This window comes from Mesorhizobium sp. 01N446 (assembly GCF_056399285.1).
Genome location: NZ_JBFTRA010000009.1, coordinates 251,591 through 275,910, shown reverse-complemented (window position 1 = coordinate 275,910; position 24,320 = coordinate 251,591). Strand labels below are relative to the sequence as shown.

At 63.6% G+C, this 24,320-nt stretch carries 30 protein-coding genes; 2 read left to right on the top strand and 28 right to left on the bottom strand.

Going from position 1 to position 24,320, the window contains the following annotated elements:
• Positions 1-178: 178 nt before the first annotated feature.
• On the top strand, positions 179-865 hold the full coding sequence (locus AC1DPX_RS28985) for a class I SAM-dependent methyltransferase (protein WP_477240969.1): 687 nt from the start codon (positions 179-181) through the stop codon (positions 863-865).
• Between the two features lie 10 nt (positions 866-875).
• On the opposite strand, the gene AC1DPX_RS28980 is transcribed toward AC1DPX_RS28985, so the two are convergent.
• Genes AC1DPX_RS28980 through AC1DPX_RS28940 form a run of 9 tightly spaced genes read right to left on the bottom strand, consistent with a single transcriptional unit; the run spans position 876 to position 7,634 of the window.
• Positions 876-1,268, bottom strand: coding sequence for a hypothetical protein (locus tag AC1DPX_RS28980; RefSeq protein WP_477240967.1), 393 nt, complete (start codon positions 1,266-1,268; stop codon positions 876-878).
• Positions 1,268-2,800 (bottom strand): hypothetical protein, encoded by a 1,533-nt coding sequence (locus AC1DPX_RS28975; RefSeq protein ID WP_477240965.1) that lies wholly within the window; start codon positions 2,798-2,800, stop codon positions 1,268-1,270. Before AC1DPX_RS28975 ends, AC1DPX_RS28980 begins: the two co-directional genes overlap by 1 nt.
• A 45-nt stretch (positions 2,801-2,845) precedes the next feature.
• Positions 2,846-3,610 carry a phage tail protein gene (locus AC1DPX_RS28970; protein ID WP_477240963.1) on the bottom strand — a complete coding sequence of 255 codons (765 nt, stop codon included), beginning with the start codon at positions 3,608-3,610 and terminating at the stop codon, positions 2,846-2,848.
• 12 nt (positions 3,611-3,622) lie between these two features.
• Positions 3,623-4,369 carry a putative phage tail protein gene (locus AC1DPX_RS28965; RefSeq protein ID WP_477240961.1) on the bottom strand — a complete coding sequence of 249 codons (747 nt, stop codon included), beginning with the start codon at positions 4,367-4,369 and terminating at the stop codon, positions 3,623-3,625.
• Positions 4,362-5,438: a baseplate J/gp47 family protein gene (locus AC1DPX_RS28960; protein WP_477240959.1), complete on the bottom strand. Its 1,077-nt coding sequence runs from the start codon at positions 5,436-5,438 to the stop codon at positions 4,362-4,364. The genes AC1DPX_RS28965 and AC1DPX_RS28960 overlap by 8 nt, the downstream gene beginning before the upstream one ends.
• A 3-nt stretch (positions 5,439-5,441) precedes the next feature.
• Positions 5,442-5,573 (bottom strand): hypothetical protein, encoded by a 132-nt coding sequence (locus tag AC1DPX_RS28955; protein ID WP_477240957.1) that lies wholly within the window; start codon positions 5,571-5,573, stop codon positions 5,442-5,444.
• A gap of 11 nt (positions 5,574-5,584) precedes the next feature.
• Positions 5,585-6,127, bottom strand: a complete 543-nt coding sequence (locus tag AC1DPX_RS28950) for a phage GP46 family protein (protein WP_477240955.1) — start codon at positions 6,125-6,127, stop codon at positions 5,585-5,587.
• A complete protein-coding gene (locus AC1DPX_RS28945; protein ID WP_477240953.1) occupies positions 6,127-6,582 on the bottom strand; it encodes a phage baseplate assembly protein domain-containing protein in 456 nt (151 codons plus the stop codon). Before AC1DPX_RS28945 ends, AC1DPX_RS28950 begins: the two co-directional genes overlap by 1 nt.
• Positions 6,579-7,634 (bottom strand): phage baseplate assembly protein, encoded by a 1,056-nt coding sequence (locus tag AC1DPX_RS28940; RefSeq protein ID WP_477240951.1) that lies wholly within the window; start codon positions 7,632-7,634, stop codon positions 6,579-6,581. The genes AC1DPX_RS28945 and AC1DPX_RS28940 overlap by 4 nt, the downstream gene beginning before the upstream one ends.
• 205 nt (positions 7,635-7,839) lie before the next feature.
• On the opposite strand from AC1DPX_RS28940, the gene AC1DPX_RS28935 reads away from it, so the two are divergent.
• On the top strand, positions 7,840-8,274 hold the full coding sequence (locus tag AC1DPX_RS28935) for a hypothetical protein (protein WP_477240949.1): 435 nt from the start codon (positions 7,840-7,842) through the stop codon (positions 8,272-8,274).
• A gap of 21 nt (positions 8,275-8,295) precedes the next feature.
• Here AC1DPX_RS28935 and AC1DPX_RS28930 read toward each other — a convergent pair whose 3' ends face one another.
• The 19 genes from AC1DPX_RS28930 to AC1DPX_RS28840 form a co-directional block, all read right to left on the bottom strand.
• Positions 8,296-9,432 (bottom strand): DNA circularization N-terminal domain-containing protein, encoded by a 1,137-nt coding sequence (locus AC1DPX_RS28930; RefSeq protein WP_477240947.1) that lies wholly within the window; start codon positions 9,430-9,432, stop codon positions 8,296-8,298.
• A complete protein-coding gene (locus AC1DPX_RS28925; RefSeq protein ID WP_477240946.1) occupies positions 9,432-11,228 on the bottom strand; it encodes a phage tail tape measure protein in 1,797 nt (598 codons plus the stop codon). Before AC1DPX_RS28925 ends, AC1DPX_RS28930 begins: the two co-directional genes overlap by 1 nt.
• The gene (locus AC1DPX_RS28920) at positions 11,225-11,353 is read right to left on the bottom strand and encodes a hypothetical protein (protein WP_477240944.1); all 129 of its coding nucleotides are present in this window, start codon (positions 11,351-11,353) and stop codon (positions 11,225-11,227) included. Before AC1DPX_RS28920 ends, AC1DPX_RS28925 begins: the two co-directional genes overlap by 4 nt.
• 14 nt (positions 11,354-11,367) lie before the next feature.
• A complete protein-coding gene (locus AC1DPX_RS28915; protein ID WP_477240942.1) occupies positions 11,368-11,673 on the bottom strand; it encodes a hypothetical protein in 306 nt (101 codons plus the stop codon).
• A gap of 2 nt (positions 11,674-11,675) precedes the next feature.
• Positions 11,676-12,041 carry a phage tail tube protein gene (locus tag AC1DPX_RS28910; RefSeq protein ID WP_477240940.1) on the bottom strand — a complete coding sequence of 122 codons (366 nt, stop codon included), beginning with the start codon at positions 12,039-12,041 and terminating at the stop codon, positions 11,676-11,678.
• A gap of 78 nt (positions 12,042-12,119) precedes the next feature.
• On the bottom strand, positions 12,120-12,767 hold the full coding sequence (locus tag AC1DPX_RS28905) for a DUF6064 family protein (protein ID WP_477240937.1): 648 nt from the start codon (positions 12,765-12,767) through the stop codon (positions 12,120-12,122).
• 33 nt (positions 12,768-12,800) lie between these two features.
• A complete protein-coding gene (locus tag AC1DPX_RS28900; RefSeq protein WP_477240935.1) occupies positions 12,801-13,253 on the bottom strand; it encodes a pyridoxamine 5'-phosphate oxidase family protein in 453 nt (150 codons plus the stop codon).
• Between the two features lie 99 nt (positions 13,254-13,352).
• Positions 13,353-14,867 carry a phage tail sheath subtilisin-like domain-containing protein gene (locus AC1DPX_RS28895; RefSeq protein ID WP_477240933.1) on the bottom strand — a complete coding sequence of 505 codons (1,515 nt, stop codon included), beginning with the start codon at positions 14,865-14,867 and terminating at the stop codon, positions 13,353-13,355.
• A 73-nt stretch (positions 14,868-14,940) separates the two neighbouring features.
• On the bottom strand, positions 14,941-15,144 hold the full coding sequence (locus AC1DPX_RS28890; RefSeq protein WP_477240931.1) for a hypothetical protein: 204 nt from the start codon (positions 15,142-15,144) through the stop codon (positions 14,941-14,943).
• Between the two features lies 1 nt (position 15,145).
• A complete protein-coding gene (locus AC1DPX_RS28885) occupies positions 15,146-15,886 on the bottom strand; it encodes a hypothetical protein (RefSeq protein WP_477240929.1) in 741 nt (246 codons plus the stop codon).
• Positions 15,883-16,302: a hypothetical protein gene (locus AC1DPX_RS28880; protein WP_477240927.1), complete on the bottom strand. Its 420-nt coding sequence runs from the start codon at positions 16,300-16,302 to the stop codon at positions 15,883-15,885. The genes AC1DPX_RS28885 and AC1DPX_RS28880 overlap by 4 nt, the downstream gene beginning before the upstream one ends.
• Positions 16,299-17,321 (bottom strand): major capsid protein, encoded by a 1,023-nt coding sequence (locus AC1DPX_RS28875; protein WP_477240925.1) that lies wholly within the window; start codon positions 17,319-17,321, stop codon positions 16,299-16,301. Before AC1DPX_RS28875 ends, AC1DPX_RS28880 begins: the two co-directional genes overlap by 4 nt.
• 42 nt (positions 17,322-17,363) lie before the next feature.
• Positions 17,364-18,026 (bottom strand): head decoration protein, encoded by a 663-nt coding sequence (locus AC1DPX_RS28870; protein ID WP_477240923.1) that lies wholly within the window; start codon positions 18,024-18,026, stop codon positions 17,364-17,366.
• A gap of 37 nt (positions 18,027-18,063) precedes the next feature.
• The gene (locus AC1DPX_RS28865) at positions 18,064-19,104 is read right to left on the bottom strand and encodes a head maturation protease, ClpP-related (protein ID WP_477240921.1); all 1,041 of its coding nucleotides are present in this window, start codon (positions 19,102-19,104) and stop codon (positions 18,064-18,066) included.
• Between the two features lie 11 nt (positions 19,105-19,115).
• Complete coding sequence (locus tag AC1DPX_RS28860; protein WP_477240919.1) at positions 19,116-19,385, bottom strand: hypothetical protein; 270 nt, start codon at positions 19,383-19,385, stop codon at positions 19,116-19,118.
• Positions 19,385-21,001 carry a phage portal protein gene (locus AC1DPX_RS28855; RefSeq protein WP_477240917.1) on the bottom strand — a complete coding sequence of 539 codons (1,617 nt, stop codon included), beginning with the start codon at positions 20,999-21,001 and terminating at the stop codon, positions 19,385-19,387. Before AC1DPX_RS28855 ends, AC1DPX_RS28860 begins: the two co-directional genes overlap by 1 nt.
• A complete protein-coding gene (locus AC1DPX_RS28850) occupies positions 20,998-23,004 on the bottom strand; it encodes a terminase gpA endonuclease subunit (RefSeq protein WP_477240915.1) in 2,007 nt (668 codons plus the stop codon). Before AC1DPX_RS28850 ends, AC1DPX_RS28855 begins: the two co-directional genes overlap by 4 nt.
• Positions 23,001-23,570, bottom strand: a complete 570-nt coding sequence (locus tag AC1DPX_RS28845) for a hypothetical protein (protein WP_477240913.1) — start codon at positions 23,568-23,570, stop codon at positions 23,001-23,003. Before AC1DPX_RS28845 ends, AC1DPX_RS28850 begins: the two co-directional genes overlap by 4 nt.
• A gap of 149 nt (positions 23,571-23,719) precedes the next feature.
• The gene (locus AC1DPX_RS28840; protein ID WP_477240911.1) at positions 23,720-24,256 is read right to left on the bottom strand and encodes a phage tail protein; all 537 of its coding nucleotides are present in this window, start codon (positions 24,254-24,256) and stop codon (positions 23,720-23,722) included.
• Between the last annotated feature and the right edge of the window lie 64 nt (positions 24,257-24,320).

Here is a 24,320-nt window from a genome sequence, read left to right as displayed (position 1 = left end):
AACCCGTGAATATCTCAAGCCGTCGAACCGGCTCCTCGTCCCTGGACTTAAGCGTAAGCTCTGAAATCGTCATGTGTCGAAGCCCTCAAAGGCACCGAGCATCGTCGCTCACGACAACGCGCGAAAGGTGCCAACGGGACAGCGCTTACAGACCAGCCGGGAATCGAGGAAACAAGTAATGGTCGATTTTTCTAAGTGGTACGAGGGGAAAGAATTTTCCACCGATTGGACGTCTAATAATTTCCCTGTCTGGAGCGCTTGCCTTGCAAGTATGCGGAATCGACCTCTCGACATCTTGGAAATCGGATCTTGGGAAGGACGGTCCGCGATCTTTTTTCTTGAGTACTGCCCCCTGTCGCGGATTACATGCATCGATCCGTGGGCAAGTCCGCCGCCCGAAGTTACGCATTCGCCCGGCCCTCCAGTGAACCGAATAGAACAGCGCTTCGATGCCAACACGGCCTCGTATGCCGGGCGCGTCACAAAGCTGAAGTCGATTTCAAGCAAGGCGTTGATCGACCTGCAGGACCAAAAAAGAACTTATGACCTGATCTATATCGACGGTGCCCACGAGCGGGACGCGGTCCACGTCGATTCTCTTCTGGCGTGGCCTCTACTCAAGAATGGCGGGACCATTATCTGGGACGATTACGCCTGGGAACGGCAACAACCGATCGAAACGAGGCCGGAAGAAGCCATCAATCTGTTCGTTGCTTCCAGACGCAACGAAATCAAAGTTCTCCATGTGAGGCACCAAGTCGTAGCGCAGAAAGTCGATGGCGGAAGGTTGGACGTGCGCTCTGCCATCAACTCTTTCATTTTGGGCAGGCTGCGGCAACGCAAACGCTCCATCAAAGCGGCTTGATAGTGGAAGATTACTGTGGCGCCAGGATTACTGTCGGGTCCAACCCGAGGGCCATGATAAGCCCGACTGCGTCAGGATCGTCACAGTAGACTTCCGGCCGATCCGGCGCGAACCACCTGGCGAAATAGACGGCGTTTGCGGCCAGGGCAGCATAGGCGTCCTGCATCTTGCCAGCGTCGATGATGCGCGCTTGGACGGTAGATTTCCGCACTATGGGGCGGGCTTGAAAGTCGGTCTCCGGGTCGTATGGCGCGGCAATAAGGGACGCCGATGCGAATATCTCGCGGCCCAGTTCCTCACTATCATCCGGCGAGGCTGTGAACGGTATCCAGCCAAGTGTCTGCTGCTCGATCTCGCAATCAATAGTGCCGGAGGCACTAAACTTTGCGTTGCGGTAGTCCACTAAGACACCCTCCTAAATAGGGAAGCACCACCGGGGCCACCACCGCTGACGGTGAGGCCCATTGCCATCCAACTCCCAGACGGCGTGCCGGCACCAGCCCCAACAAATCCGCCCGCGTGGGTATAACGAAGACCGCTGCCTGCTACGATCGAGCCAGTCGTAATATCCACCCCTGGATTGGTGCCTAAGAAGGCATAGGTCCCTACTCCACCAACGGGCATGGCGGCTATCGACGTATTGAGATCGCCGATCCCATACCCTGCGAGCGTGGTTGGTTTGGCGCTCAGGGTAGAGAACGCCTGGCCAACATATCGGGCGTCGAGGAGGCTGGTGTAGTTGCCCATGTGGACGATTTCATACGCAACCGCGCCCATTGACCAACCGCCGACCTTCCATTTGTTGTCGGTGTCGATGCCGAAGTTTCCGGCGAAAGCGCCGCTCCGGTTAAAGGATACAAAGGCTGCGTTGCCCACCCCGGTAGGAGCGTTGATGAGAAAGCCCGCAGTACCGCCGGCGCCACCAACGACGCCTATAGCCTGCCCCGCGCCAAGCTGGACGTTTTGAGTGGCGGTGAAGGTATTAGACGCATTCAGCAGCGCGACGTTTGCCGCCGCCACACCGCTGTCCTTAAGAGACTTGCCGCCCGTGCCGTTGAAGCCGGCAAGATTACTGTTCACCGCCGAGGCTGGCCCTTGTGCGACATCGCTTGCCTTGACGCCGCTGTCCTTACCGGCCTTTCCTGTCGTACCATTGAAGCTGACGAGGTTATCCGCAATCGACACCGCCGGTCCCGCAAAGTCGCCCTTGTCGCCGGCACGGTTGAAGACCAGCCAGCAGGGCGCGCCTGCGGGAATCGTGCCAGAGCCGGAAATGTAGGCCAAGGTCAGCTTGCGGTAACCGGTGCCGTCCACCACCGTGCCGGTGACATTGTAGGTGTAATGCACGGCTGGATTGGTGACGGGGCCAAGCGTGAGGGTGCCGCGGATCGTGTTCGTGCTGTCATCCCAACCGTCGAGTGCGCCCGAGACGGTCACGCCATAGGCGTCAAGATTGTCGAGATAGGCCGCCGTCGCGCTGGCCGGCGCGGCGTTGAGACGAAACATGCCGTTGCCTGGATCGGCGTCGGCCGTGGCCGTGGCGAACTTGAAGGACAGGGCGCCCAGCGCCGAGCCGAGAATACCAGCAAAGGCCGGATCGGCGATAATGCCGGCAGCGATGGTGGTGGAGTTGTCATTGATGTAACCGGGCAGGACATCCGCAAGCTTGGCGATGATGTAGTTGACCAGAACGGTGCGCAACAACATCGGCGAGGCCGGGTCGAGCGTGTTCAGATCGACACCGGAGCCAACCAGAAGGCCGCGGAGATTGCCGATGACGCGGCTCCAGTCGTCCGTCGTCAGCTTGGTGGAATCTCCATAGGTCAGGCCGTTGCGCGGCCAGGAGAACCCATCCTGGTGGACCGCCTCCATACCGGCTGGGGCGGTCAGTTTCTTGACGGCATCGAGAATGCCAAACAGGTCAGGCACGGGCATGGTTCGATCCTTGCGCGAGGACAGAGGGCCGGAGGAAAGCGGCGATCAGGTCTTGATGATGAAGGGGGCAGCCTTGTTGCGCGGCCTGGTCTCTGCGTCGCCTGTCACAACGTTGATGATGTCCATCTCGAAACCACTGTAATTGCTATCGACCGCCGAATGCGTCACGGCCTCGCCGGTCTTGCTCACCCTTGCGAAGCCGAGCCTGGAGGGATTGGTTGCGCCGCCGGGTATGTTGCCGCCGCCGGTCAGCGCCGTTAGCGAGCCGCTGGCGTTGAGCTTCTGCACCGTATCGTTCTTCGGCGCGCCCGTTGACCAATCCTGGAATGACCCCAGCGTGCGGCCGGCGTCGATGCCGCGGCCATCGTCAAAGCCGCGCACGAATTCGCCACGGAAGTCGGGCACGTTGAAGGTGGAGACCGCGTCGCCTGCGCCCCAGGTGGTGCCAATCACCGCGAACAGCGGCGCAAAGGTCGTGCGGCTTACAGCCTGGCCATTGCATTTGAGCCAACCGGCGGGCGGCGTGGCCGATCCGTGCATAGCGATAATGCCGGGCGCGACCGTGATGGGCGGCGACACGCCGGCAACGACCTGCGCGAGCAGGAGCGAAAGCGCCTGCCACAGCTGGGTCGGATCTGCCGGATCTGGGGTCAGGCCGGCTTGGGTGATCACCTTCAGGATCTCATCCTGAAGGTCATTGACCAGCTTGGCGGGAGGAATGGCGCCAATGAGACCGGCCGTGCGGTTGGCATCCCAATAGGGGACGCGCGTGTTGCTTTCCGGCGCGTTGCGCGGATTGACGAATTTCATGTGATCCTCGTTTCAGACGGAGAAGATGACAGTCGTCCAGGCCGGCTTCATCGCTCTGAACAGACAGATGAGATCGGCGGGCAGGCCAAGGTCGCCGAAGGGCGTCAAGCCCATTTCGGCCTCGCCCATGTGGAAGTCGTAGACCGGTACGTTGGGCACGCTGACGATCCAGACATACTGGACGGGTTCGCCGCCGCTCAACTCGTCATTGCCGCCCATTTCGGAACCGCCCATGCAGAACGGCTCGGGTTCCTCGATCGTGATGGTGTATCCGGCATCGGCCGCGAGCTGGATGAAGTCGGCGGGGGTGATGGTGCCGCCCGAGCGGATCTTGAGCAGCAGCGAGCGCATGCGCATGTCGATCGTCTGGTCGGGACCGAGGCATGGGTCCGGCAGGCCGTACTCGATTTCCCAATCATCCAGCGAATTGACGATGGTGACCGCCGTCGATTCCAGCGCAACCCCGAACAAAGCGCGGTAGGCGTCGCCAAGTCCGGAACCGATCGCGCGCCAGAAGCGGGCAAGCACCGACAGCGGATCAAGCGCCTGGTTGTCGGGGGTGCCCCATGCGGCGCCTCTCGGCAGCAATGCCGTCAGGAACCCGCCGGACGTTTCGTCATCCGGATCGGCCAGGATGTCGGACTGGTCGGGTACGGCAATGGAGGTGTCTTCCGGGGCGAAATGGAAGAATGCCCGCTCGTCCTCGCCGAGATATGGCGGCCAGCGGGTTGCCGGACCAATGGGGGCCGGATCAGACATAGGACACCGTGCCGAGGACCGGCATCTTGCCGTCGATATAGGTGATGTCGCCTGAGGGATCGATCAGGACATGCCGGTCCTCGCCGACAGCCTTGCTGACCGCTTCCGACACCCACGACCGCGACAGCGTGAAGGGAGCCGTCGAGATACCTGGTCTTCCTCGCGCTAGCAGCATGGCCGCGATCGAGGCCGATATGGCCGACCGGGTCTGCACCGTGTCGAGGGCAAGGCCGGCGATGGTAATGTCGAGATTGACGGGAACTGGCGCCGATACCGACAGGCCCGCACGGATCAAGCGGCGCGCTTCAAGCGCCTCCTGGACGATGGAGATGTCACCGGCCTCGGGAATGCCGTTGACGCGGCCATCGAACAGAAACCAGACACCGACCGTTCCCGGCGCGTCGGCGAAGGGCAAGGCCCAGGCCTGCGAGACGCCGGGGACTTCGCGGGCGAAGCGCTCATAGTCGGAATAAGCCCCACCCTGTGGCGGCCGCCGCTTGCGGTCGAGGATGCGGGCGCGCAGGCTGGCATCGGTCTCGGTATCGGCGCCGCCGCCAATGCCGGCAGCTGCCACGCTAGCATCGAGGTCAAGATTGGGGAATTGCGTCGGGTCGGCGCGCTGCATCGTCTCGCCGGCCGCAATGTTGGTGACCGCACCATAGTCGTCGGACAGGACCAGAAGTGTGACCAGCCCCACCAGGTCGGAGCGGGCGTCCGATGCCGAACGGTAGAGGCGGCTGTTGTAGACGAAGCCGATGCCGGCCGGATAGATCGTGTCGGCATAGCCGCTCAGCGTGACATAGCCTCCGGCGCGCGACTTCGGGCGCCGATAGATGCCGTACTCCGCGCCGTGGCGCTCGAGGTGCTGCACGCTGGCTGTCGTGGCGAAGATCTGCTCGTAGAGCCAGGCGGCGCGCAGATGCATGTCGTGCAGCCCGGCCGCGACCATCTTGACGATCGCGGTCAGATTGTTCGGCGACACCAGCGCATCGGATCCAGGCAGATAGCGGCGCAAGGCACCGCGCAGCCGGGTCGATATCTCAGTTGGCGAGAGGACGGTCCAGGGCATTGGCTATGCCTCACGCGCCGCATCGGCGGCGTCGCCGCCTGGCGCTCCGGCGGGGCGGGCAAACGTGCCCGACGCCCGGTCGGGCTTGCGGCCTGTGGCCGGTTCGCGTTCGACCTTGTTGAGTTGCGTCTGCACCATTTGCTCCATCAGTCGGCGGCTAGAGGACGGTCCAGGCCACGCATCTGCTCCCACAGGACGCCGAAGCGCTGGTCGAACACGACCGCGCCTTCGCGGTCCTTCAAGGTGATGACGAGGTCGATGCGGCGCTGCGCCGGATCGGCGGTGGCGACCACGTCGACAGATGACACCGCCTTTTGATCGACAAGGGTTTGCAGCGCGGCGCGCGCGTAATCCTCCGCCCGCAGAGCGGTGGCGTCGCTTGCGGTCGAGCGGCGCAACAGCCAGAGCTTGGAGCCGATCGGCGTTTCGCCGAGGTCGGTGCGCAGGTCGAAACTGTCACCGGCCCAGCCGCGGTTCTGTTCTTCGGGCGGCAGCTCGTCCGGCTCGACGCGGGCGTCGGTCATCAGGCAGAGCAGGACAGCAGTCGCCAGCTCTGCCCGTGCACGCAGACCTCCGGCATTGGCCTTATCGTCGCCGGCCAGCGCCCAATCGCCGCTGGTGCCGTCCCATATGGTGTCGGGTGACAGCAGCGGTTCGCCGTCGCCTGTGAGCGGAACGATGCGGATCATCAGTGCGAATGGTGGTTGGTGTTGCCGGTGGTGTCGATGATCGACCCCGTGGCGAAGATGTCGCCGTCGACGTTCAGGTTGCCCTTCAGGTTCCAGGTGCCCCCGGTCAGGGTGATAGTGCGCGAACCGAAATCCATGGTCACCCCTCCCGCGAACAGTTTGATGATGTTGCCGCTGGCGTCGTAGAGCGCCGATGCGCCGTCCGGAATATCCGGCCGGTGCGAGGCGTGCTCGATGCCCATCAGCATTGCCTGCGTGCGCCGGCCGGGCATCACCATGGCGACGCCGATCGCGCCCTTCGGCGGGCGGCTGGCAGCGCCATGCGGCTGGACGAACAGGAGATCCTTGAACGCCTCGCCAGCGAGGCCGCGACCGGAAATCAGCAACTGACCGTTGTCGAAACGCGAACTGTCGATCTCGAAGCGGGTCAAATGCGCAGAGGACTTCATTGTCATTGCGCCGAGTACTCCGCTTTCGGTTCCGGCGCGGTCCAGCCTTTGCCCGACTTGGAGCCTGACGAGCTCCCCCCCAGGGCGCGCGGATCGGCGAGCGTCAAGGTCGCGCGCGTGCCGTCGCTTTCAGCCTTGGTGTCCTGCGTCAGTTCGACGGATTTGATGACCATCATCTGGTCGAGATAGATGCGGGGGTGCCTGACATAGACCAGCCAGTTGGGCGTCCAGATCCTGCCGCCCTGATCGCGCCAGCCGACAACGGAAATCGTCGCGCTGACCGCCAGACCAGCTGCGGCGCGCGCTTCCCACTCAACGGCGTTCTTCATGTGCGAGGCAGTGGCCTCGCCGTCCAGCACGATAATCTTGGGCCGGCTGCGGCCGGCAGCGGATGCCCTTGCCTCGGGGCGCAGCGCTTGCGCTGTGACCCCGCGCGATTGCTGGCCGCGCACGATGGTCGGAGTGAATCTGCCCTCGCCCGAGAATTCGGCGCTGGCCGAGACGATGTTGACGCCAGCGGCGAGCCCGCCCGAATGCGATCCTTCCGGCTTCTTGACGATGGCGAGTTTGCCCTCGGGCGTGTCGTGAATGACGGCGGCCTCGGCGCGCGCCAAAGGCTCTAGCGTCGAGTAGAGCGATTCCCCCGGCTCGATCTGGTGCTTGGCGATGGTCTCGAAAGACCCTTTCGCCTCGATGCCGATGCCGAGATTGTCGAAGGCATCGCCGATGCCCTTGATGTCCTTGTTCTCGACCAGGCCGGTCTTGTGCAGGATCGAGGTTTCCACCGCATCGACCGTGCGCGAAACAAGGGTGATCGTCGCCTGCCAATCGTCCGGTCCCTGGTCGGGGCGCAGATCCCTGACATAACCCGTAAGCAGCAACGTGCCGTTGGCGGTCAGGGTCGCCTTGTCATCAGGCCATGGCGGCGACACGCCGGACGGTATGTGCCCGGTGACGACAGCGGTGCGGACTGCCTCTTCGGCCGAGATCGAAATCGACACATCGTGCCAGGGCAGGAAGATGCCGCCGGCCATGATGGCAATGGTTTCCAGAGGCAAGGCACACTTCCTTCAGTCTGGCAGGCCATCTGGCTGCGCCGTCGTTTCGACATCGTTAGCCAGGTCGTACGTGACACGTTGCGGTAGAAGCGATGCGCTATATCGTAAAGGTAAGTAATACTGACCGGTTTATGCCGCGCAACGCGAGTCGCGTTGACTTAACAAAGGCACAGGGTCAAGAATGCTATAATTTAAGGAGGGAGCAATGCTCGAATTTAGAACTACCCAAGGACTCACGTCGTCTCTAAATCCCAGCAGGCTGGTGGAACTTCTATATATCGACCGACAAACGTCGAAATCTGGGACAAGCATAATTTTTACTCACTGGAGTGACGAGACGGCCGAGCCGGCAGAAAGCCTCGCCGAACGGTTAATGGCCCAAGCAAAAATCGTGAACTTTCATATACTAATAGATGGGAAAGCTTCCATTCCGGTATGGTTCAACGCTGATGCCATTATCCAGGTCTGGGAAACAAAAACCGGTCACTCCATGATTGTAGCGGAACCTCGGACAACCACTCTTGTTGCCGAGAGCTATAAAGAGGTCCTCGACGCTCTTGCCAACGCAAAGGTAAAGTCATCGCCGGCAAATGCCCAGGTGGCCTCCACAACGACAAAGCGAGGCCCTCGCAACGGCTGAGCGAATTCCAGCTTGCGCTGGCTAAGGCGCAACGGCCTCAAACAGGACGGGCATGGCGGCCGGCGTGGCAACGCTGTTGCGCGACACGAGTTCGCCCGCCCTGCCCGCGTCGCCGTAAAGCGCGTAAGCAAGCGCCGTCGCCGGCAGCGATATCTCGGTCTGGACGTTGACCAGCGGCGCGCGGTTTGCGGCGACAGCACTCAGATCAGATGCGGCGGTGGCGGCAATGTCTGACAGCCATTCATTGACCGTCACGTCAAGGCCGCCGGACAGCGCGTCGAGAACCGGATCGACCACAGGCGCGATGCGGTCGCGCGCGCGTCGGGCGTCCTGGCGGGAGAAGTAATCACCAGCGGCGAGCGTCTGGCAGAAGCCGGCCGCAAAGGCCGCCGCCGCCACCAGATCGAAAGCATCTGAACCTGCGGGTACGGCCGCCAGGGCGAACGCCTCTACCGTGGGTGCGGGATCGCCGACATTGGCGATTGCCCCGCAAGTCGAGACGATCGCAGACGCAATGGCCGGCGCCTGCGCCACCGGCTCGCTCGACAGGCGGTTGATCGTGGCGATCGCATCGCCGATTTCGGATTGCTTCGCATCCGGCAAGGCCGCTGCGCTTGCCACGGATGTCAGTTGGCCGGCAGCGGTGGCGATGGCCAGCGCCGAAGGTGCGGCCTGCCCCGCTGCCGTGTCGCGCATGCGGAATGCGGCGGCATTGGACACGAGTGCTGCGCCAGCCGAAATCAACGACGCAATTGCCAGCGCGCCGGGGACGGCAGCGAAAGGCAGCGACGGCAGACCGGCGGCGACGAAGTCGATTTCGAAGCCGACAAAGCCGGCGCGGCCGCGCTCGCGCGACAGGCTCCAGCGCGGCACGCGCACCAGGACCGGGCCGGACATCGGCAGGACAAGCGTCGCCGCTTCCGGCGCGTTGAGCGCGGCCGTGAAACTGCGAGCGGCGGCATCGGCAAGATCGCCGGCAACGTACGCCGACAGGCTGAAGCGCCTGACATCGCCGCCCATGTCCTCGGTGACATGCAGGTCGGAATAGGCAATCGGCGAAACGGCAACACGCCGGCCGCCCTCGGCATTCTCGACCTCGACGAAAAACGGCACGCCCCGAAAGGATGCCGGGCGGAAGGCCTTCAACCAGTCGCGCATCAACGTGGCCCCATGACACGGCCGGCATCGGAACGGCCGGTATCGGCGCGCACCGGCTTGAGCGAACCGATCGGGCGCGACAGGTCGGCGGCGGCACTGCGCGCGGCGGCTGCAAGGCTGTTGGCGCCCGAGACCAAGGCATCCTTGAGGGTACCGGCGACCGACGACAGGCTGTCGGCGCCTTCCTTGATGCTATCGCCGGCCTGCTTGCCGCCGTCCGAAACAGAAGACGCCGTCTCGATGCCGGCGCGCTTCAGGTCGGCAGCAGCAGTGGTGGTGGCCATCTCCAAAGCGTCCGGGTCGATTATGGCCTCGCGCAAGCCGACATGTTTCTGTTCGAAAGCGCCGTTGCGAACGGCAGCCGCATGACCGCGCCCATAGAGCTGGTATTGCTCTGCCATGGTCGGCGCTGACGGGCGCGGCGACGGTACCGGGATTGAACCGGCCTGATCCTGCCGGCGCGACGGCAATTCCGGGCTGGCGCTCATCGGCCCCTTGGCGGCGAGCAGGCCTTCCGGCGAACGCCAGCCACCCTTGAACGCCATCATGCCCTGGTCCTGATTGTCGAAGCCGTTGCGTAGCCACCACATGCGCTTTTCCCAGAAGCTCATGCCCTCCTTGTCCAGCTGCGCGTTGATGAACTGCGCCTTGTCCATGTTGGAACTGACGAAGTCCATGGCGCCGGTCGCGCCAGGCGCGATGCCAGAACCGATCGCGCGCATCATGCGTTCCCATGATGCGCCCATCCTGTCGATCTTCGCCTGGTTGTCATCAAGGATCTTGCCGAGATCGCGCAGGGTCGATCCGTCGACGTGGTCAAGATCGGCGACGAACTGATGGAAAGCGTCCTTGCCCTGAACGAGCGCGCGCATGCCCTTCTGGACCTGGAGATCGGTGAACAGGCGCGGGATCCTCGACAGATCGCCCTTGGTCGCCTTCTCGGTCAACTCGATCATCACGTCGAGCAGATCCTTGCCTTCCTGACGGGCTTTGGCCAGTTCCTCCGGCAGATTGATATGGAATTTGGCGAAGTTCTTGACCGTTTCCTGGCTTTCCATTTTCTGCAAAACGTTCTGCAGGTCGGTCGCAGCCTCGGATGCATCGCCTTCACGGATGCGGATGGTCTGCAACGCCGACGCCAGCCGGCCGAGGCCCTTCTCGCCCTTGTAGCCAAGCGCGGCGAAGGCCGGCGCCAGGCTCGGGATATACTGTGCCATGTCCTTCAGTTCGAACTTGCCCTGCTTGCCCGAGGTGACAAGGATGTCGAAGGCGCGCTGCATCTGGCCACCGGCAATGCCGAAGTTCGTGCCGATGGAATCCGCCGTGGTGGCGATGTCGGTGATTTCCGCGCCCGCCGCCTGCGCGGTCGCGGTCACGGCCGGAAGGAAGGATAAGGCATCGTCAAGGTTGCGGCCGGCGGCGACGAGCGTTTCCAACCCATCGGTCACACTGTCCTGCGTCGTCGAATAATCGAGCGCCGCACGGTCGACGGTGCGGAACATTTCGGCAAGCTTGTCCTTGCCGGCATCGGCATTGATGGCAATGCGGTTCAGCCGGCGTTCGGCGCTGGCGAAATTGGTGACGAGCGCCCCTGACCCGCGCACGATCTGGTAGCCGATAACGCCACGCATCGCATTCATGGCAAGGGCGGACGTGCGCGCCATCATGGTCTGCGTCCTGTTAAACGCTAGGGCCTTCTGGTTGACCTGGTTGAGCTTGCCCGACAGTTGGCCGAACGCGCCCATGGGGCCAAGCTTCGCCGACAGGCGCAGTATGGCCTCGATCGTGCGGTTCATTTTTGTGGCCTGCGTTTCAGAAAATCCATGCCGCGTCGGTGCAGCTTGGCGATGTCGGAAAAGGTCAGCGGCAGAACAGCGCTCGGCTGCCAACCAAAATAGAAAAGAAGGTCATCGGCCCGCAAGCCAACAACGTCGCCTACGCGCTGCCCGATGGCGCGGTACGGGTAAAAAAATCGATGACGCCATCCCTCACCAGTCTGGCATCCGCGAGACTGAGGACGCCCAGCTTTTCGATCCCCGGCGCGGTGACGCAACGCTTGACATAGGCCGAAACCGTTGCCGTATTCTCGATAACGACATCTTGGCCGGCGGCACGTTGCATTTCGTAAGGCTCGCCGAGCGCCAGCAGATCTTCGAAGCCGGGCTCGCGCACGGTGACGCTTTTAAAAACCTCGCCGTGCGCCTCATACTGCTTCGATAAAGCGATGATCTTATCGGCCATCGTCAGATTTTCTTGTAAGCGCGTGCGATGCCGGCGACGCCGGAGACCTCGCCTGTCGCACGATTGATGGACGGCTGGCCGGTAAACGCGGCCTCCGTCCACAGATGCTGTGCGCCATTGAACGTTTCGTTCAATGTGACATTGAAGCCTGACGAACGCATGAGGCGGTTCCAGTCGTCGGCCGGCATATCTTCGAAGGTCAGCTCGAAGCCGTAGCCGGTCGGCTCGGCGGTGCGATAGACCGATCCGTCCTGGTTGGCGGCGCCGGTAAAATTGAGGTTGGACGGCTTCACCGTCGCAGCCCCGCGCACAACGATGCGGTCGCCCGTCGACAGGGCAAACGTCATCTCTCCACCGAAATTCTGCATCGGTTTTTCCTCTTTTTTGTGAAGCCGTTTGGACTGATCGCACGCTTGCCGCGCACCAAGCGGCGAAGGCTTCGCCCGTCACGATCGGGCGCGACGCAGCCAGTCGGACGTTAAGCTGGCGCCCAGAACAAGACCGGCAGCTGCGAGGCCAAAATCTTCGGGAACCTGAAGCATCACCGCTGCACCGGTGCCGATCAAGGCCCAGACGATTGGGATCACCGACAGCGGCATCACGGATCGACCGCGTAGCTGCAACAACAAGCCGATCGTGAAGATGGTGCTTGGGCACGGCGCCACCCCGAACAACGGCCCTTTCATCAGGCCGTGGCCGGCCGCGATGCCAAGAATTTCGTAGACGAGCGCCGAATAGAGGATCAGCGCAAGGCCGACAATTGATTGCCAGCTCGATCGAAGCTCGAAGCTGAGGTCCGGCGGGGCAATCGCCGCATGCAGGGCAAAGAGTGCTGCCTGGGCCACGAACAGGCCGGCAAAGACTTTTGCCACCGGATTGACCGGCGCAAAAAACAGCAGCTGATAGGCCACTCCATTCCATGCCCACAGAACCGACAGGACAGCGAAAACAATCCTCTCTCGGGCAGGAGAACGACCACTCAGCATTGCACCGACGGCTAACGCGCCAAGGGCGTAGGCGACGATCTGGAAGGGCCAGATCGCTTTGTTGTAAGCGGCGAAGACCGCAAAGAACTGTTCAACACCGAATGGCAAGGTCGGATCCAAACTGTGCGGGAAGGCGTTGCGTCAGTAGGTAACAAGGTCCGTGTGTCCAAAGCCCTTGGTGTAGTCGAGCACCGAAATGACCGACGGCATTACTCGAAATATCCGCACGTCCTCCGGGCCTGGCATCTTCATCGGCAAGGGCGGGGCGTCCGGATATTTCAGAGGCAACAAGCTGAGGACCTTCTCCGCTTCGGCCCGGTCCTGCACAGGTTCGGCGTGGGCAGCCATCGACAGGCCGGTGATCGCCATCAGATCGGCGGTGTCATGGTCAATCGTTAGGGAAAGCCGGTTATCCCTCGCCAGGTTCTTGGCCTTCTGGCTCTCAAGACCGCACAGGAAATAGAGGGTCAAGCCGTCATTCACATATCCAACTGTGGTGGCCTGGGGCCAGCCGTCGGGCCGCAAGGTGGCAACCGTCATGATGCGGTGGGAGCTCAACAGGTTGAGAATGGTATCTCTGATCTTCTGATCCATGGCTATCTCCAACAAGCAAGACTTGGCCACGGTAGCGAAAACGCCTCAACCGGCTTTGATACGTGTCAAACAGCGCTGCACGGATGCTCCGGAGCACCCTCACCTATCGACGCGATATTGGCTGTAAAGCCGGGCGTTGGCGGCGATCACGTCGAGGGCGTTGACGCGGTCGATCGGCGCCAGGATGTCGACGCGGTTGGCGTTCTGGGTGTTGCGCTGCACGATCAGGCGATCGGCGAAGCCGCGCGCGTTCTCGAGCACACCCTGAAGCTCCAGCGTGTCGGCAGCATGCACAAGCGTCGCCTTGATCGATTTCGGCGTCGACAGCGACCCGAGGCCGCCGGGATTCTCATCGGCAAGCGCCTTCTGGCCGTGTTCATAGGACAGCTGCGCCCGGAAGAAACGGAGAATGGCGATCAGCTGGCCGATGGCCTGGATATCACGGAAGGTCTCGTCCGGCTGGGCGTTGGCGTCCTTCTGGTAGGTGGTGATGATCTTGTCGATGGCAACGCGACCGTCCGAGGTGATCAGAAAACTCGAAATGCCGGAGCGCAGCAGGGTGTTGCGGCCCGCATAAGTCGGCACGGTCGAGCGGTTGCGCTGCGCCTTGACGCCTTCGACGACGAGGCCGGTCTGGTTGCGCGACACGTTGCCGGTCACGCCATCGGACAGCCAGGGCACGATGCGGGCAACAAGGCCCGCCGCCCACAGCCATGCCGGCGTGGCATTCCCGGCCGACGCGATGCGCGGCAGTATGGTCAGGTGGCGATCATTGAGCGACAGGCCGAGCGTGGTGAGCGCCGAGGTCGAGCCAGTCGACGGCACGAAGACATGGCCATAGACCTGGCGGCTGTACGCCCAGCGACCAGAGGTGTCGTTGAGAAGCGCGGCATAGCGGGCGATGTTGGTGGCGTCGGCGAAGGGCGAGACGATCCAGTCATAGGGATCGTCGCCGAGCGAGGCCAATGCGTTCGACAGGTCAGGATCGCCAGTCGGCACCACAGTGTTGGTGAGGGTCAGCACGGCGCCGGCAAAGGCGTTGGCGTTGACCGTGGTCGGCACGAAGAAATCGAGATCCGAGAAGATGGCGCCGGCATGCCGGGCGGTGACGGTGACGGTATCGGTCGTGACGGTCGCGGTGACCGGCAGGGACGCGCCGGTCAGGCTGTTGAAATAGGCGTTGATGGCGGCCGCAAGTGCCGCGGCGACGGTGTTGGCGCTGTCGCCGGCCGCGATCTGGACCTGGACGGGTTCGCCGGCGATCTCGATGACGCCAGCGCCACTGCCGGCCGGAACCGAATTGACCGTGATGGTGTCGACGCGCGCCGTGCCGGTCGCGGCGGCCGAGACAATCCAGGTTTCCTGCACCGGAGCGTTGAGGAAGGCGACGCGGGCCATCTCGGCCAGCATCGAGCCGGCACCGGCCAGCGCCACGGCTTCCTGCGCCGACCCGATCGCCTGCGGGGTGTTGTCGGCGATCTCCGCGCCCGCGTTCTTGTGGCCGATCAGCAGCAGCCGCGACGCAGACTGGTAGCTGCCGCCCGAGGTCACCTCGAACGCAAAAAGCGGCGCCACCAGCCCGGCGCCGGGGATATTGTTGAACTGGATGGACATAGGTGCTCCTCTGGTTAGGCCTCACGCGCCGCGTCGGCGGCTTTGCCGCCTGGCGCTCCGGCAGGGCGCGCCATCAGGCGCGACGCCCGGTCGGGCTTGCGGGCTTCGCCCGGGCAGGCTCTTCGATGACCAGCGAACCGTCATTGATCAGTTGCATCCAGACCGGATCTTCGCGATCGATGGTCTGGCCTTCGGCCGGGAAATCGGTGTTCGGTCGGAAGGGGTGCGGCATGCGATGCGTCGCATCAACCAGCCTGGCGAAAACCAGCTTGGGCATGTCAGTCTCCGATGTCGGCGAAGGGCGGCGAAATATTATATGCCGGTCCGGCCTGGCCGGATACGCCATTGACTTTGGTTTCGAAGGCGAAGGTGTCGAGCACCGGCATCGGTTCGGTAGAGCTGAAGTGCGCCGCGATGCGTAGGAGTGTCGCCTTGGCATAGGAGTTGTCCGGCAGCATTGTTGCGATCCCCGCGGCGGGCTGCGGCAAGCCGCCGGCAGGCGTGAAGTCGTCGTCCGGTATCAGGCAATCGAACAGCATGGTTGTCCGCTGCCAGCGCAGGCCGAGTTCCGGAACCGCGAACCCTTCTTCGTCGATGCTCTCGACGGCGATGACCGCCTTGCGAAAGATTACGCCGGTCGGGCCAGCGGTCAGCGCGAAACGCACCTGGGCGCAAAGGGCCGCAAGCACGATGCGCGCCTCTGGGTCCGAGCCAACGATGGCGTCGACGAACGCGCCGTCCTCGTCACTCGAGGCCACGGCCAGTTCGGCGACCACTTCGAGGATGGTGCGACCGTTGCGCGAGACGCTCCCCTGCCCGGCGCCGCGACGCGCTGATTCCGATTTGCGCGTGAACAGCGACAGCACGGGCGTGTACTCCTTGCCAGGCTCCAGATTGTCGAGCGACGGCCGGCGGCTGTCGAAGACGCGCTCGCGGGCGAGCGTCGGGAATGTGCCCGCGCCGGTTGGAGACAGGCTTTCCACGGCCGCCAGGCGAACGATCTCGGCCGCGATGGTCATAAGGCGGCCCTGGTGCGGTTGACGAACAGCGCCTTGCGGCGGCCACCATCGTCAGGGATGGCCGCGACGATGTAACGGGTCTCGCCCAGGCCGACGATGTCCTCGAGCTTGATCGGATGCGGCCATTGCGTGGACAGCGCGGTGATGACGGCTTCATGGCTCGGCATTTCGCGAACCCTGTCCCGGTCGGTCATCAAGGTCGCGGGATGGGAAAAACCCGGCACCAGCGCGGCCGGGCCGAAGTGGATGGAGCCGGTGAAATCGAAGCCGGCGCGATCGGGATCCGCGACGCGGTTCGCGTTGACGCTGGCACCCTTCGCGGTCGGGAAGACGTGGAAGGTTTTGGTGTCGAAGACTTCGGCGACGGTGGCTTCCGTCGCTGCAAGTGCCGTCTCCCACTCGATCATCTGCCTCAAGCGCGCTTGGCCGTCAGCAGCATTTCCGGCCGCGTGCAGATGAACAGCGGATAGGAATAGATTTCCGGCCGGCGCCAGGCGTCGCGGTCCTTGTCGGCGATGATCATGCCGTATTTTTCCTGCCCCCTCTGGTTCACATAGGGGAAGAATTCGGCCGGGGCATAGCCGACCTGGAAGGCGCCATTGGCGCCGATCGGGAAGAACTTGGCCTTGTCGGACGGGATCGCCAGCTTGGAGCCGTCATCGGTGCCACGGTAGTTGATGAAGGTGATGCCTTCGATCTCGATCGAGGAATAGCCCTCGATGTTCTCCAGGCTGGACGCCCGCTCGGTCCCAAGCTTGGTTTCCTTGATCTGCTTGTGATTGACGAGGTCGTCGAAGAACTGGTCGCCGGTCAGCGACCCGATCCGGGTGCCCGATGTCCAGACACCCTTGGCCGCCTTCTGCATCGAGCGCTTGATGTCACGGCATTTCTTGCGGACATCGGTGGTGTCGACATCGAGCGCGAAACTGACCTCGGCCGGCGGCGCGATGCCCCATTCCGTGAACCAGTTGTTGATGACGGTGGTTCCGTCCGCGTCGTAGACGATGCCGAGCACGGCGCCGAGACGCATATGCTCCCAGGTCAGTTCGAGGTCGTCGGTCATTTGCGCAGTACGGTCGGCGACCTCGCTTTGGACATCGCGGACCGCCTCGTCCATCGGCAGGCCCGCCACGCCCTGCAGCGTTTCGGCGTAGATGGTCGAGCCCTTGGCGAGGCGCACGGTCCGGAACGGACGGATATCCATGCCGGTCAGGTCGAGTTCCTCGGGCGGCGCGCCGGTCGAGGAGGTCGGGATGAGCTGCAGCACGCCTTCCTTCTTGGCAATCAGGATGATGCGCGAGCGCGAGTAGATCGGCTTGAACAGGCCGAGCGTTCCAAGGAGCTGCGGCTTGAACTCGATCTTGCGAACGACTTCCTCGTTGAATTCGACCACGCCGAACGCGTTCTGGTCGAAAATGTTCATGACGGTGGACAATGGTCTTCTCCGTTGAGAGGTCTTGGGGAGGAAGGCGCCGCTTCAGCGGCCGACGATGCCGAGCGCCTCGAGCTGGTCGAGCGCATTCCGCTTTTGGGTAGCGGAAATGCCGTTCGGCCAGATCAGGGCGTTTGCCTTCACTTCGCTGTCGCGCCTGGTGATGGTGCGACGCACGTCGCCGGATGTCGGATCGCAGGGCTCGTAAAGGATGGCCGAAGCCTTCTTGAGACCGTTCGTCGCCGCGAGATTGAGCGCCCCGTAGGGCCCCTTGGTCGCCTCGACGCTGACGGTGAATTTCTCGCCGACGACGAAATCCTGCGTGCCATCGGCGATGGTGAACTTGATCTGTTTGGTGAAGGCGGCGCCGACGGTCGCCGTGCCGACTTCGTTGCCGTCGGGGTCTTCCACGCGGAACTTGCCCCCATTTGCCACGACGGCGATGCAGACGATGTTGTAAACGCCTTCCCTGACATCGGCGCCGAAGGCCGGATCGGCGAGCGTCAGCGCGCCGGTGTTTGCGGCGTTGCCCGCATCGGCGGCGGCGACAACCGTGGCGGAAGCCGCCGAGATCTGGCCAAGCACCGTACCGGCAAGCAGCGGGCCTGTGCCGGTGATCGTGACCTCCTCGCGCGAGCGATAGATGCTGGACGCTTCCGAGACGATGTAATGCGCCGCGGTGCGGCGGTCTTCCGTCAGAACGGTCATGACGGTTTCTCCTTGAATTGATGTCAGAAGGCTGGTTTCAGGCGCGGCGCCTGTTGGTCTGGGCGACGACACCGCCCCAGCCGAGATCGGCCTTTTCCGTCGTGCCCGGTTGGGCGAGCCCGGCGGCGGCAAGGCGGCGCTGCTCGTAGTCACCCTGGTTGACAGTGGCTTTTGGCGCCGCGAAGAGCGCTGCCTTGATCTCGTCAACGGAGAGCTGCGTCGCGCAGAGCATGTCGGCAAGTGTCTCGCGGCCCTTGACCTCCTCCAACGCCATCACCGACGCACGCCGCGCGCGGTCGGCCGCGATGGCTTCGACCCCTGCCTTGCTCAAGGCCGAAGCATGTGCCGTCTTCAACTGTACGATCTCGGCCGCCAAGGCGTCCGCCCGTTCCTTCTCCGTCATGGAATTCTCCTCTTGCTGACGGGTTGACGCGGCTGACTTCGCCGCTGGCGCACTCGCCGCTTGGTGCGACCAGCCGTTTTTGCTGGCCAGAGCGGTAAGCCGCTTCGGCGCATGCGCGTAGATGCGATAATCGAATGCAGCGACGGCGCCGGCCCTGTCATCGCCGGGGCCGGTGGCGAAGCCCTGTTCGACGGCCTCGGCAGCCGTCAACCAGGTCTCCCGTTTCATGATCTCGCGACACTGCTCGACCGAATGGCCGGATTTGGCGGCGTAGACACGCGCATAGGCAGTCGCCAGCGCCTCCAGGCCTTCGATCGATTTTGCGTGGTCGCCCGACGTGCCGAAGGTGAAGCCGGAGGGATCATGGATCATCATGATCGCGCCTTCCGCCATGGTGATCGTTTCGCCGGCCATGGCGATCAGCGAAGCAGCCGATGCGGCTATGCCCTCGACGACGATATCCGTGCGGCCGGCGCGACGGGCCAGCAGCGCATGGATGGCCGCGCCCTCGGTGGCGATGCCGCCGCCGGAATTCAGCCTGACGGTGAGATCGGCGGCGTCGTCGATCCGCGCCAATGCGATCACCACCTCGGAATAGGTGAAGCTGTCGCCGAACCAGGCGTCACCGACATCGCCGGACAGCGTCAGCACGCCCTCGGCAAGGATTGCCGCCATCGTCGTCTCCTTCAGATGAACCGGACTGTCTTTGCGTAGCGCGACCGCTTGCCCTGTTTGGCCGAACAGGCGGAGGCCAAGCGCATCAGTTCGGCATCGAGCGCCGCAACGTTGCCCACCGCGACGCGCACGCGCTGATGCGTGACCGGCGAGCGGACCTCGGTCTCCTCGACACGCTCGCCCGCGATCAGCTTCAGCTTTGCCGCGTAGAGCGCCTGGTAGAGCGCGCAGGGATCCTCGGCATCGACCTCGACGCCCGCGATCCTGATCAAGCTGGACATCAGGCATCTTCCTTTTTCTTCGATGCCTTCTCGCCGGGGATGACATCCTCCTTCGATCCGTCGCCGCCAGGATTGCGGTCGAAGGGCGACGGCATGCCCTCGGCAAGGTAGCGCTTGTGCCAGAACAACCGGCGCTCGAAGACCTCCTCGGCGTCAGCGCCGATCTCGGCGCATTCCATATCCGGCGTCGAGGTGCCGTTGAGCAGCCGCTCGGTTGCGGCCTTGGCGCTTTTCTGGTCGTCGGCGGTTGCCTTGGCCGGTCCCTGCCAATTCGTCCACAGCACCTTGTCCCGGTTCGCGGCAAACGCATCGTAGCCACCTTTGAACGGCAGCCTGCCCGTTCCGATGAGTTCGTCGACACGGTGCTCGAAGCCGATCTGGCAGATCGGCGAGGCGATGCGGTCGCGCCTGCGCGTCACCACCGGGTGCAGCGATGCTCCCTCCATCCGCGTCGAGGAGTAGGTCGCGCCCTCGTAGTTCATGGTGTAGCTGGCGACGCTGATGCCGATGGCCCGCGCCATGCCGCGCTGCAGCTCGTTCGAGACGGGAAGGAACTGCGGCCCCGGAATACCCGTCGCCATCAGGTCGAGCTTTTCGCCGGGCGCCAAATGCGAGATCTTCGGGTCGCTGCCGACCGAAATTTCGCTTTCCGCCGCCTTGTCCATGACGGCGAGGAAATAGTCGCGAAACTGGTTGCGGAGTTCCCTGGTCTCCTCCCCCTCGCCCAGCGCTTCCATCGCCTCGAAGGCCTCGGCCGATGGCTTTTCGCTGGTCAGGACCTGCGCGAACACGGTCTGCAGGATGCCGGCCTGAATGGTCGTGTCGACGAGCAGCTCCCACTGCAGGTATTCGCGGAATGCCGCCACCAGCCGCGAAATGCCGCGCACGTCGTTGCTGTCGACGGGATCGAAGACATGGGCGACCATCTGCCGCCCCGCCGCGTCATAGCCGCGCCGGTCGCGCTTGACGATGATGCCGGTTTCCCGTTCAGCCAGCCGATAGGCGACCGGGCGGCCGTTCTCGTCATGGATCACACCCTGGTAGAGCCCTTCCATCTCGCTGGTGTCCTGCACCAGCGCGGTCGGCGTGGTCAGGCACATCTTGGTGCCTGAACTGATGCCATAGCGGCGCCGCGTCCCGGTCGCCATGTAGTCCATCAGCATCAGCGCCTCGCCGTAGACGACGTCATGGCGCAGCGCGATATCGACCATTTGCGGGGCGGTGAACTTGCCCTTGAGATCGCATTCCCGCGCATTCCAGGCCCAGTGCTTCCACTCGGTCTTGAGCAGCCTGATGAACTCGTCCGTTTCCTTGCGGTCGTAACCAAGCCGCGACAGGTCGGGCATGGGGTTGAGGATGAGTTCGACGCCGACCGTGTCGGCGATGACCTGGTCGACGGCGCCGCGAAGCCGCCCCGAATTCTGGATGATGTCCATGGCCAGGCCAGCCGCGCGGCGCCAGGCGATGCGCACCTCCTCGCGATGGTCGCGAAGACCGCCGCCGCGCGTCGACAGGATCCTCGAGCGCGTGTCTCGCAGATAGGACGCCTGGGGCGCGGGCCGGCTCGACGCGACCGCGGCGCCGGCCTTCACCCGGATGCGCGGTTTTTCGGTCATGCACGCTTCTTCCACTTCTCGCGCCGGGCTTTGGAAGCCTGATGGGTTGTCGTCTCCTTCGATGCCGGCCGGGCGTCGGGTTGGAACTCGGCCGCATTCAGAGCGGTCAGCAGGTCCGGCTCAGGAGCCGGGCTCAGCCGTTTGCGCAGAGCCGCCCAGTCGTCCGCTCTCATCGTCGAGAGGCCGAGCATTTCCGCCATGGCCATGGCGTAGACCTGCGCGTCGAGGCAGTGGTTGTCCTGCCGCAGGCGTTTCCATTCCTCATGGAACTTGCCGCGAACGACTTCGGCGACGAATGCCTCCGCCGTGAGCTGCAGGAAATATTCCTTCGGCAGGAAGTCGCCGAAATGCACATAGCCGGGCGGATCGGCCGGCTCGCCGGACCGCAGGCCGAGCTTGTGGAGATTGGCGAACAGCTCGGCCTTGAGGCCCCAGGTGCCGACCGGCCAAAGCATCGCACTGCCGAACCGCTTGCGCTTGCCCCGCTTGTTGACCGACTTCTTCGCCGGAACGCTGATGGCCGGGACACCACGACCGCCGACACCCTTGACGGCATAGGCGTAGGCGCGACGGCGGCACCACTCCAGCACCTGGTTGGTGCGCCCGCCATCGCCACCGTCCACCGCCAGCGCCTCGATCCGCCTGGTGCCGCCGAAGGCATCGTCGAGGGGCGTGGCGAAGAACGTGTCGAGTTGCGGCCAGGCGCCTTCGGCGGCATTGTCCGTCGCGCCTTCGAAGAAGCGGACGCCCAGCACCCAGCTCTGGCGATCCTCGCCGAAGGCGGCAACGATCGCCCAGATTCCATTGTGCTGGACGTCGGCGCCGGCGACAAGAATAAGCCCTTCGGCCGGAACCTTCATTTCGCCGAAAGGCTCGCGGCGTTCCATCAGCCGTTCGTATTCGGGGGCGTTGCCCTTCATCTTGGCGGGCAGGCCCAGCACTAGGTTGAAGACGCCCTTTTCGCCGAGCCCGCCGGATTTGGAGTGGTTGAGCACGTCCTCGGCGATGGCCTCGTAGCTCATCATCAGCGAATCGAAGGCATCGACGTGAAAGCCCGGATGGCGGTCCGGTCCCTGCGCCGCCGCGATGTAGCGGCCGGCCCTTACGCCGACAACGCGTTCCGTCTCGCTGACGATGTGGCCGCAATCCGGGCAGACGTAGAAGCTCTTGTGCGGGTGCAGGCGGTCGAGGTGGAAGCCGTCATAGACCTGCTTGAACCAGTGTCCGCACTCGACGCAGGCGATGTTCCAGAAGCGCTGGTCGGAACGCTTGAAGGAACGGTCGATCCGGCAGTGGCCCGGCGCGTCGCCAAGCTCGTCGCCGGTGTCGATTTCCGGCGTCGAAAGCTCGAAGATCTTAAACGATTTCGTCCGGCGGAACGCGGTGAAACGGCCGAAGAAGAGCGTCTCCGGATCGTCGCCATTGATGTGGGTCTGCCATTTGGAGACCTCGTCCTTGACGCCATAGCGGGTGGTCTTGCCGGACAGGTCGGTCGCCACATTGGCGTTGGCCAGCATCAGCGATCCGCCCGCGAAGCGCTTCTCGTACATGGTCGAGCCGGCGCCGGAGCGATCGATCGCCGGGAAGATCACCCGCTTGCCGGTCTGGGCGTGCCAGGCCTCGATCGTCGGCTGCAGCTTCTGGCTGTTCATGTCCCGCAGGAAATCGATCGAAGGCAGGCCGTAGATCGTGTTGTCGGGCGCGGTGTCGGCGATGTAGAGCGACCAGGCCAGGGCGAGGATCGTCACGCCGGTCTGCTGAGACTTGCGGACCGTGACCAGATTGCAGGGATGTTCGATGCTCAGGCAGTCGGCGATATCGCCGAGGTAGGGCGCGTCCTCGAGCGCCCAGAGTTCCCCCTTCTTCGGCCCGTCGATCAGGACGATGTTCTGCGGCAGCCAGTCGCGAAAGCGCGCCGGCGGTCGCGGCCTGATGGCATCGGCCAGGGCGCTGCCGGCAAGGCGCAACGCGCCCGGATGGCCAGCGTCGAAATGGATGCTCACAGGTCTTCGTCCTCGAGCACTTCGTCATGCTCGGCGGCGTGCTCGACGATGGCGCGCAGTTTGTCGGCAATCTCGGTGTTCAGATCGAAGGCGACGGTCCGCAACAGAACGCGCAATCCGTGCGAACCTTCTCTCGATACGGCAAGGGCCATGTCGTCGGCTTTGTTCTGCAGGCGGGCGATGCTCGATTGGATTTCGCGGCCGCAGACGATCAATGCCTCGCGCATGCGGTCGGCGCGGACCAACTGGCTGACCTGTTCCTGCCGCCGTAGCTTCTCACGACCGACCTTCAGCCAGGCTTCCTGCCGAAGCGCTTCGTCGCGGGACGTGCTTGAATTGGCAGATGCATGCGGCGGCGAATCCCTGCGCGCTGCCGCAATCTTCTCGGAGCTGGAGAACTCGCCCCGATAGTGATCGTAATGGGCGAGCGAGAACCGAATGACGCGGTCTCGACCGTCGCGCTCGACGGGCAGGTCATGGTCGTCGACCAGGCGCCGCACGAGTTTTGTCACGGCTTGCTTCGTGACGCGGTCTCGCGCCGCCACGTCCGCCGGCGTCGCCATCACGATTTCTTCCGACGGCATCCAGACAACCTCGCTTACGCCGCTGACAACCCTGACAACCCAACTTTTCCAAATGATCGACTGGCCGAAACCCGGGGTCGTCCCGGCCCGTTTGGGGGGTGGACGGTTGTACGGTCCCTAGACGGGGTGGGTCATCGAGGTAGGAGGTTCGAGACCTCGTGGAGGTAGCGAGCGAGGAGATGGCTCTCCATCACGTCGATCATCCCCTTAAGATACACATCGGGGTTGTTGATCACGGCGTGAGCGGGGTTCGGGCCGTAGAGTTCGTGGATCGGCAGCCTCGCCTTTCCTGCCCGCATGAACACACCCTCGTGGCCGCTGCCCATCGCCGCGATGAAGGCCGAGCGATAAGACCCTCGCATCCGAACGGTCACGCCCTTGGCGGTCTGGCGGGCGCCGATCTTGGCAAGCGGTATCCAGTTCGACCTCATGACCACGTCGGATGCATCACGCCCAGGATTGGACGCAACCTTGGTCAGCCCACGCACAATCGACTGCGGCAGTTGGACATGCTCGGAGCTGCGCTTGACGATGCGCGTGCGCGCCATTTCTGTGACGCGGCGCAGTGCCCTCGACGCCGCCTTGTCCCTGATCTCGGCCGGCAGGCGCGCAATGCTCCGCGCCAGACGCTCGAAGTCTGATGCGTCGGCATGAAGCTCGATTGCCATCCGCTCGTTCCAACAAAAAACCCGCCTCGGCTGGCCGGGCGGGCTGTGATCTGATTTACCGTGT

What these genes read in the sequence shown, in the direction of transcription:
- AC1DPX_RS28985 (WP_477240969.1), top strand. Translation starts at nt 179, where the DNA reads ATGGTCGATTTTTCTAAGTGGTACGAGGGGAAAGAATTTTCCACCGAT.
- AC1DPX_RS28975 (WP_477240965.1), bottom strand. Translation starts at nt 2,800, where the DNA reads ATGCCCGTGCCTGACCTGTTTGGCATTCTCGATGCCGTCAAGAAACTG.
- AC1DPX_RS28970 (WP_477240963.1), bottom strand. Translation starts at nt 3,610, where the DNA reads ATGAAATTCGTCAATCCGCGCAACGCGCCGGAAAGCAACACGCGCGTC.
- AC1DPX_RS28965 (WP_477240961.1), bottom strand. Translation starts at nt 4,369, where the DNA reads ATGTCTGATCCGGCCCCCATTGGTCCGGCAACCCGCTGGCCGCCATAT.
- AC1DPX_RS28960 (WP_477240959.1), bottom strand. Translation starts at nt 5,438, where the DNA reads ATGCCCTGGACCGTCCTCTCGCCAACTGAGATATCGACCCGGCTGCGC.
- AC1DPX_RS28950 (WP_477240955.1), bottom strand. Translation starts at nt 6,127, where the DNA reads ATGATCCGCATCGTTCCGCTCACAGGCGACGGCGAACCGCTGCTGTCA.
- AC1DPX_RS28945 (WP_477240953.1), bottom strand. Translation starts at nt 6,582, where the DNA reads ATGACAATGAAGTCCTCTGCGCATTTGACCCGCTTCGAGATCGACAGT.
- AC1DPX_RS28935 (WP_477240949.1), top strand. Translation starts at nt 7,840, where the DNA reads ATGCTCGAATTTAGAACTACCCAAGGACTCACGTCGTCTCTAAATCCC.
- AC1DPX_RS28930 (WP_477240947.1), bottom strand. Translation starts at nt 9,432, where the DNA reads ATGCGCGACTGGTTGAAGGCCTTCCGCCCGGCATCCTTTCGGGGCGTG.
- AC1DPX_RS28925 (WP_477240946.1), bottom strand. Translation starts at nt 11,228, where the DNA reads ATGAACCGCACGATCGAGGCCATACTGCGCCTGTCGGCGAAGCTTGGC.
- AC1DPX_RS28915 (WP_477240942.1), bottom strand. Translation starts at nt 11,673, where the DNA reads ATGGCCGATAAGATCATCGCTTTATCGAAGCAGTATGAGGCGCACGGC.
- AC1DPX_RS28910 (WP_477240940.1), bottom strand. Translation starts at nt 12,041, where the DNA reads ATGCAGAATTTCGGTGGAGAGATGACGTTTGCCCTGTCGACGGGCGAC.
- AC1DPX_RS28900 (WP_477240935.1), bottom strand. Translation starts at nt 13,253, where the DNA reads ATGGATCAGAAGATCAGAGATACCATTCTCAACCTGTTGAGCTCCCAC.
- AC1DPX_RS28895 (WP_477240933.1), bottom strand. Translation starts at nt 14,867, where the DNA reads ATGTCCATCCAGTTCAACAATATCCCCGGCGCCGGGCTGGTGGCGCCG.
- AC1DPX_RS28890 (WP_477240931.1), bottom strand. Translation starts at nt 15,144, where the DNA reads ATGCCCAAGCTGGTTTTCGCCAGGCTGGTTGATGCGACGCATCGCATG.
- AC1DPX_RS28885 (WP_477240929.1), bottom strand. Translation starts at nt 15,886, where the DNA reads ATGACCATCGCGGCCGAGATCGTTCGCCTGGCGGCCGTGGAAAGCCTG.
- AC1DPX_RS28870 (WP_477240923.1), bottom strand. Translation starts at nt 18,026, where the DNA reads ATGACCGTTCTGACGGAAGACCGCCGCACCGCGGCGCATTACATCGTC.
- AC1DPX_RS28865 (WP_477240921.1), bottom strand. Translation starts at nt 19,104, where the DNA reads ATGGCGGCAATCCTTGCCGAGGGCGTGCTGACGCTGTCCGGCGATGTC.
- AC1DPX_RS28860 (WP_477240919.1), bottom strand. Translation starts at nt 19,385, where the DNA reads ATGTCCAGCTTGATCAGGATCGCGGGCGTCGAGGTCGATGCCGAGGAT.
- AC1DPX_RS28855 (WP_477240917.1), bottom strand. Translation starts at nt 21,001, where the DNA reads ATGACCGAAAAACCGCGCATCCGGGTGAAGGCCGGCGCCGCGGTCGCG.
- AC1DPX_RS28840 (WP_477240911.1), bottom strand. Translation starts at nt 24,256, where the DNA reads ATGGCAATCGAGCTTCATGCCGACGCATCAGACTTCGAGCGTCTGGCG.